The sequence below is a fragment of the Terribacillus sp. 7520-G genome, assembly GCF_002271665.1.
Classification (GTDB): Bacteria; Bacillota; Bacilli; order Bacillales; family Amphibacillaceae; genus Terribacillus.
This window is the reverse complement of the sequence record NZ_NQFP01000010.1, coordinates 105,065-112,588: the sequence shown is the minus strand read 5'-3', so window position 1 is coordinate 112,588 and position 7,524 is coordinate 105,065. Positions and strand designations below refer to the sequence as shown.

The 7,524-nt window shown below is 45.1% G+C and carries 5 protein-coding genes; 3 read left to right on the top strand and 2 right to left on the bottom strand.

Annotated elements, in window-relative coordinates; translation table 11 throughout:
- Positions 1–38 precede the first annotated feature (38 nt).
- Complete coding sequence (locus tag CHH53_RS04705; RefSeq protein ID WP_095214966.1) at positions 39–2,006, bottom strand: methyl-accepting chemotaxis protein; 1,968 nt, start codon at positions 2,004–2,006, stop codon at positions 39–41.
- A 383-nt stretch (positions 2,007–2,389) separates the two neighbouring features.
- Here CHH53_RS04705 and sstT point away from each other — a divergent pair, with 383 nt between their 5' ends.
- On the top strand, positions 2,390–3,640 hold the full coding sequence (gene sstT, locus CHH53_RS04700; RefSeq protein WP_095214965.1) for a serine/threonine transporter SstT: 1,251 nt from the start codon (positions 2,390–2,392) through the stop codon (positions 3,638–3,640).
- Between the two features lie 197 nt (positions 3,641–3,837).
- On the top strand, positions 3,838–4,950 hold the full coding sequence (locus CHH53_RS04695) for a hypothetical protein (RefSeq protein WP_143594464.1): 1,113 nt from the start codon (positions 3,838–3,840) through the stop codon (positions 4,948–4,950).
- 47 nt (positions 4,951–4,997) lie between these two features.
- Here CHH53_RS04695 and CHH53_RS04690 read toward each other — a convergent pair whose 3' ends face one another.
- The gene (locus tag CHH53_RS04690; protein ID WP_095214963.1) at positions 4,998–5,873 is read right to left on the bottom strand and encodes a LysR family transcriptional regulator; all 876 of its coding nucleotides are present in this window, start codon (positions 5,871–5,873) and stop codon (positions 4,998–5,000) included.
- Between the two features lie 124 nt (positions 5,874–5,997).
- Here CHH53_RS04690 and fumC point away from each other — a divergent pair, with 124 nt between their 5' ends.
- Positions 5,998–7,386: a class II fumarate hydratase gene (gene fumC / locus CHH53_RS04685; protein WP_095214962.1), complete on the top strand. Its 1,389-nt coding sequence runs from the start codon at positions 5,998–6,000 to the stop codon at positions 7,384–7,386.
- The last annotated feature ends 138 nt before the right edge of the window (positions 7,387–7,524 follow it).

The window sequence follows — 7,524 nt, the reverse complement described above, 5'->3', positions numbered from 1 at the left end:
GAAGCACTGGGGAATTGGTTATGTCCCAGCCCCGATTCCTATAAATTAAATATCCGCAAGGAAGCTTGCAGTTCTTCTGCCAGTGATGACAAGGCGTTCGCAGCTGCGGCGATTTCTTCCATGGAAGCCAATTGCTCTTCGGTGGAATTTGCCATCGTTTCGGAAGCAGATGCGCTTTCTTTGGCGATGGATGATAGTTCATTTGCGCGTGCTGCCACTTCCTGAATGCTCGCAGCTATTTGTTCGGAGATGGCTGCCACGTCTTCCATTTTAGGTGAGATATCATAGACGCTTTGGATGATTTTTTCGAATTTTTCTGTTGTTTCATTGGATGCAGCAATGCCGCTCTCCACACTCTGCGTCGCAGATTCCATCACTTTGACGGATACACGTGTATCTTCCTGGATGGACTGGATAAGTTTTTCGATTTGTGTGGCTGACGCTTGGGATTGTTCGGCTAATTTCCTTACCTCGTTGGCGACAACGGCAAAGCCTTTGCCATGTTCGCCGGCACTAGCGGCTTCGATTGCAGCATTCAATGCCAGAAGATTCGTTTGATCGGCGATGCCGACGATGACATTCACGATACTGCCGATCTCTTTTGAACGCTCTTGCAAAGAATGGATGTTTTTATTCGATTCTTTCACGGATTTGTAAATGGTGTTCATTTGCTGGACGGTTTTGCTGACGGATTCTCCGCCGTCTTTGGCTTGATCAGCTGCCTCAGCAGTGAGATCGGTTACGGATTGCACACTTTCCGCCACTTTATTGATGCCGGCTGCGATTTCGTTCAAGGCTTGGGCGGTATCTTCCACATTTTTCTTTTGTACTTCGGCGCCGTTCGTAATTTCCTGTACCCCTGCAGCTACCTGCTCGGTCGCGGAGGCAGTCTGTTCCGCACTTGCCAATAATTCCTCTGAAGATGCAGCTACATGACCGGATTCATCTTCTACTTTTCTGATTAAATTACCGAGGCTGTCGATCATCTTATTGAAGGCATTGGAAACAAGTCCTAGCTCATCTTTTGATTTTACGTCGACTTTTTCTGTAAGATCTCCTTCACTGACTTTTTCAGCAGTATTTTTCAATATATTCAAAGGTTTGATGATCGAGCGGATGACAGAGAAAATGATCAAAGCCCCGATCAGCAGGGATATGACGATAACAACGATTCCGGTGATAAGGATAGGAGCCGTGGCATCGGCAATCTCGGTCCGTGACATGATCCCGGATACTTTCCAGCCAGTCGTTTCATTCGTCATAAAGACTAATTCGCGCGCCTCGCCATCTTTTTCGTATTCGAATCCGCCTGAATCGCTCTTATATTGCTTGTCATAATAAGAACCTTCTGCTTTGGTCCCAGACGCTTCATTTGGGTGGATGATGACATTCTGGTTTTTATCCAGCACTACTGCAAACCCATTTTTACCAATATTGATTCCGCTGACAGTCTCCTGCAGCTGTTTCAAATCGACATTCATGGCCACGACACCGGAATTATCCGTTGTGGTCGCTGCAATGGTCACCACTGTGTTCTTTGTCGAGCTGGATTCATAGGGTTCGGTAATGATGACATTCCCCTTATTTTCCATCGCTTCCTTATACCATGGTCGCTCTCTCGGATCGTAGTCATCATCTCTATCGTTATTCGGGGACTGAATCATGAGTCCGTCGGCGGTACCGACATATACACTTTCAAGTTCTGGATGTAATTCGATGAATTGATCCAGCTTCGTTCTTATTTCAGGGCTTTCCATGCCATCATACATCGACTGATTTATATTGGCGGCAAAGAATTGTGTGTCATGTATTTTGGGCTGAATGGTATCATCGATGATTCCATTTAAAATTTTGACGTTTTCACTTGCACTTCCGATAAGCTGATCCGAAAGTTCGTTTTTTGCGCTTATATAAGACAGCGTCCCAACGAGTATACTCGGGATGATGAGTATTGCAATAAAAGCAATGATAAGTTTGTTTTTGATGCTGAGTGTGATGCTCTTCATTATTTGAATTCCTTCTCTCTGTTTGCTTTCCTCGATTTAGCAGCTTAATCCCTCCATTTTAATTTCGGTAATAAGCAGGGAAAGTTTACTTTTTTTAAATAAACTAAGTAAAAGTAGAGTGGATATCTATTGATTTATGGAACATTTATACTGTCCTGCTAAAGAAACAAGCTGATAAATCGGGATTCAAATGCTTAAATAAGCAGTCCTTTTAAAAGCAGGATAGAGTCAGCAGACTGACAATATATGAAAGATGAGCAAAGCATCTTGTAATCCCATTTAAATACCACTATAATTGTTCTTATTATAAAGACAGTTGTCCTGTTAGGGTGGACTGAACTTACTTCTCCCTTGGTACAGCATAAGATAGTGAGGGGATTTTCATGAGAAATGCTTTAAAATTGTGGAATCGGCTAAGCTTGGTGCAGCAAATCATTCTTGGTCTTATTATTGGTGTTATTCTTGGGGTTGCTGTTCCGGATGCTGCACAGCCCGTTACCATTTTAGGTACATTATTCGTAGGTGCTTTAAAAGCGATTGCGCCAGTGCTTGTGCTGTTCTTGGTCATGGCTGCCATCGCCCGGCATCAAAAAGGCAAGCAGACGAACATGAAGTCGGTCGTTGTCCTTTATCTTATCGGGACTTTTGCAGCTGCGGTCGTAGCAGTAGCTGCCAGTTTCATTTTTCCAATCAGCTTGTCACTTGCCGATAGTCCTGAGGATGCGGCGGCACCTCCGGGAGGAATCGGTGAAGTACTGCAGACATTGTTGATGAACATGGTGGATAACCCGGTCAATGCAATCGTGAATGCAAATTATATCGGTATCCTGGCTTGGGCAATCCTATTCGGCTTGGCGCTTCGGAACACCTCCGATACAACCAAGTCTGTCATTTCTAACTTCTCGGATGCCGTGTCCAAGGTGGTTACATGGGTGATCAAGCTTGCGCCGCTTGGAATCATGGGGCTTGTATTCACATCCATATCCGATAATGGTCTATCATCTTTAGCAAGTTACGGAAAACTATTGGCAGTGCTGCTCGGATGTATGTTCTTCGTGGCGCTTGTTGTCAACCCTCTTATTGTCTATGTATTGATCAGGCAGAATCCATATCCGCTTGTGTTCACTTGCTTGAAAGAGAGTGGTGTGACAGCATTCTTCACTCGCAGTTCCGCAGCGAATATACCAGTGAATATGAAGCTTAGCGAAAGGCTTGGTTTAAATAAGGATAGCTACTCCGTATCCATCCCGCTGGGTGCGACAATCAATATGGGCGGAGCGGCAGTTACGATCACCGTACTGACACTCGCTGCTGTCCATACAATGCATATCGAGGTTGACATCATTTCGGCGATTCTGCTCAGTGTTTTGGCGGCAGTCAGTGCATGCGGTGCATCCGGTGTCGCAGGCGGTTCCTTGCTTTTGATCCCGCTCGCAAGCAGCTTGTTCGGTATTCCGGCGGACGTTGCCATGCAAGTGGTTGGAGTAGGATTTATCATAGGGGTCGTGCAAGATTCGGCAGAAACAGCACTTAATTCTTCCACTGATGTGCTGTTCACGGCTGCTGCTGATTTCAAAGAAAGAAGAAAAGCAGGAGAACCAATCAAGATAAATATTAAAAATGAAACAGCTTGAATCTAAAAAACTGCATCTTATAAGATGCAGTTTTTTAGTGTAGGAAGAGGCAGCAATGGTTTTCCTGAAAATAGCAAGGAATTCCGGCTTTTGTATGGAACGCGAAGAGGGTGCATCTTGATTTTTCCTTCTTAAACTACTGTTGAAATGGTATGATTTCTAAGTAATATAATATTTCTTGTAAGAGGAGTCATAACTTGCCAAAACAAAGGAATCACACTAAGAAGATGTACTCGTCACTTGTATGGAAGAATCTATTTTTCGATAGTATCTATACTATTTTGCTGCTATTGTTTTACTGGCTGTCTTGGCGGTTGATAGATACCATTACATATATTGGCCAGCTGCGGGCAAATCTTCCCTTGCTGTCTTTATGCGTCATCGTTATCCTGATACTTCTATGCCGGATCATTTGGATATATCGCAAACAGTTGCAACAGAAATGCTTGTTTGAATCAAATCAATCCATAAAGCTGACGGATGAGCATCTGGTAATTGGCGAAAAGGAATTTCCATTAGCAAATTTGAAGTATATCCGGACGTATAAGAAGGGCTTTGTTTTTCATATGAAGGATAATATGCAGATCCCGGTTTCTCGGAATCTGAATATTTCACCGCTGAAAGAAAAGCCAAAGATACCCGGGCTATGGCTGTTGGCATTAGCTGTGTTTTTACTCATCACGGTAGCAGGGGCCTATAAAGTCTATTACAATGCAACGGATTTCCACGGCGCACTCAGCTGGAGATTGGAACGCATGGCTTCGGAGGAAAAGGCGAAGCTTGGCAGCGATAATTTCTATGAAGTGGGGATTCAAGGTATCATCGACGCTGCAGATGACAAAGTGGGGATGGAGCCTTATTTGATGACGGACAATCTGGAAATAGAATTTGATGAAGATGGAACGATGACAAGTATTTATGCGTTTGTGAACGGATATGATGAGGACAAAGTCCATCGGCATAATTATTTAATCTATAATAATGACGGCGGCGATAGTGTGGTTGTCGACAAACAGGAATGGGATGATGATCAGTATCCATATATACCGGAAAATGACCTGAAGTACGTGCTGGACATGATGCAATATATTCCGGTACAGGAAGTCGTCGAGCGGACAGGCGAGAAACATAACGCAATTATGTATAAAGGGGTGCGAGATTGGGCGCTTCCTGAGAATCTGCAGTATGTGACAAGAGACGGAGAGATTTACCCTCCTTCCGAGGGCTCGGTCAGCGGACCGACAATCTCCTTATATGTACCGGGAAAAGAGGAAGAAATTACGCCTTATAGATATGTGTGGAGCGAATAGCTGCCAATTGACCGAAAGAAGAAGCACATGCTTCTTCTTTTTTTGTTTCAACGAAAATGATCCACGATATGCTGCATGAATTTCTCCGCAATAGGCGATAAAAACTTCCCTTCCATACTGGCGATCCCAATGGTCCGTTCGCATTTCGGTGAGCTGATTCGCACCTTTGCAATCTTCATTTGATCCAGGCTTTTGACGTCTGGCAGGATGGAGATTCCCATGCCAGCCCCGACGAACCCGGCTATCGTTGTCACTTCTTCCCCTTCAAACATGATATTAGGCTGGATACCGACTTGGTCAAAGATGGAATCGATGGTGACCCGAAGAGCATAGCCTTCCTCCATCAGGATAAAAGGTTCTTCTGCCACTTCTTCCAAGGTGATCGATTCTTGGTTTGCCAATGGATGATTCTTTGGAAAGAACAGATACAATTCTTCTTGCCATAGCGGTGTCCAAGCAAGGTTGGATTCCAATGGGAAGGAAGAGAGCAAGCAAAGATCCAAATCACCTGACTGGAGATTATCCAGCAGCCAGTTGGAGTGGTTTTGCTTTAAATGAAAGCGGACCTGTGGATACTTCTCTTTAAATGCCCCAATGATTTTCGGCACTATCGCCGTACCTAGTGTGTGCAGAAAGCCGAGCGATATTTCTCCTTTATCTGGATCGAGCAGCGATTGGATCTCGTTTTTTCCCTCCTCGAATTCTTTTAAAATGATATCCACACGCTTCAATAATAATTCTCCATACTTATTCAATTTGATTGTCCGGCCTTGGCGATCAAACAGCGGCGTACCGATCTGGCTTTCCAGACGAGCAATCGAGCGCGAGAGGGCTGGCTGGGTAATGGATAAAATTTGAGCGGCCCTTGTAACATGCTGTTCGCGTGCAAGCGTCTGAAAATATTCGAGTTGTTCCCATTCCATGAATCGATCCTCCATTCCTATATTACATATAGTAATTAAAAATATATTTATTATGCATTATACATTATGCAATGAGCGTGATACGATTTTTATGATGCTAGAAATAGGTGTAAGGAGGATTACAATGGATTATAGAATCGAAAGAGATACTTTAGGTGAAGTGAAAGTACCCGCTGATAAATTCTGGGGCGCACAGACACAGCGAAGCAAGGAGAATTTCAAGATAGGTTTGGAAAAAATGCCGGAGCGCGTCGTGAAGGCTTTCGCTATATTGAAGCGCAGTACGGCAGCAGCCAATCAGCGCCTTGGTAATTTGGACAGTGAAAAAGCAGAGGCGATCGCAGCCGTTTGTGATGACATCCTTACTGGCAAATATGATGATAATTTTCCGCTTGTCGTATGGCAGACAGGAAGCGGTACGCAAAGTAATATGAACATGAACGAAGTCGTGGCAAATCTTGCAAATGCTTTGCTGAAGGAAAAAGGTTCTTCGGCCGTGATACATCCAAATGATGATGTCAACCGCAGTCAGAGCTCGAATGATACATTCCCGACAGCCATGCATGTTGCAGGAGTGCTGGCAGTTTATGAACAGCTGCTTCCTGCATTGGATCAGCTGCGTCACACCCTGCATGAAAAAGCGGAGAAGTACAATGGCATCGTGAAGATCGGACGCACACATCTCCAGGATGCGACGCCATTGACGCTGGGCCAGGAGATAAGCGGCTGGGTGCATATGCTGGACCGTTCCAGGGAAATGATCTCGGAAGCTACGGAGAAGCTGCGTGCTTTGGCCATTGGCGGTACTGCAGTGGGCACAGGTATCAATGCACATCCGCAATTTGGTGAAACAGTGGCCGAGGAAATAACCAAGTTCACCGGACAAGCATTCACCAGCTCGCCGAATAAGTTCCATGCCTTGACCAGCCATGATGAAATGGCCTATGCCCATGGGGCATTGAAGGCACTTGCTGCCGACTTGATGAAGATTGCCAATGATGTACGCTGGCTGGCAAGCGGACCGCGCTGTGGTATTGGCGAGATCATCATTCCTGCAAATGAGCCAGGCAGCTCGATCATGCCTGGGAAAGTAAACCCTACTCAATGTGAAGCGGTGACGATGGTGGCAGCCCAAGTCATGGGGAATGATGCAACAATCGGATTTGCTGCAAGCCAGGGTAATTTTGAACTGAATGTATTCAAGCCGGTGATCATTTACAACTTCCTGCAATCTGTGCAACTGCTAAGTGACAGTATGGTGTCCTTCCATGATAATTGTGCAGCGGGAATCGAACCGAATGAAAAAACAATCCAGGATAATGTCGCGAATTCCCTAATGCTGGTGACGGCACTGAATCCGCATATCGGCTACGAAAATGCCGCGAAGATTGCTAAGCTTGCACATAAGGAAGGTTTGACGCTCAAAGAGGCTGCTGTCAAACTCGAATTGCTGACAGAAGCGCAGTTTGATGAAATGGTGAAGCCCGAGGAAATGGTGAAGCCGAATATTTGATCCAAGAAAGAAGCAACCAAGCTTTTAACGTGCTTGGTTGCTTTTTTTATGGGAATGGCGTTAGGTTATGCGCAGTCTCCTTTTCAGTCCCTCCCAAGGTCCTGGGCTATAGCTGTTGCCAAGGCGTTGGATGTGCTG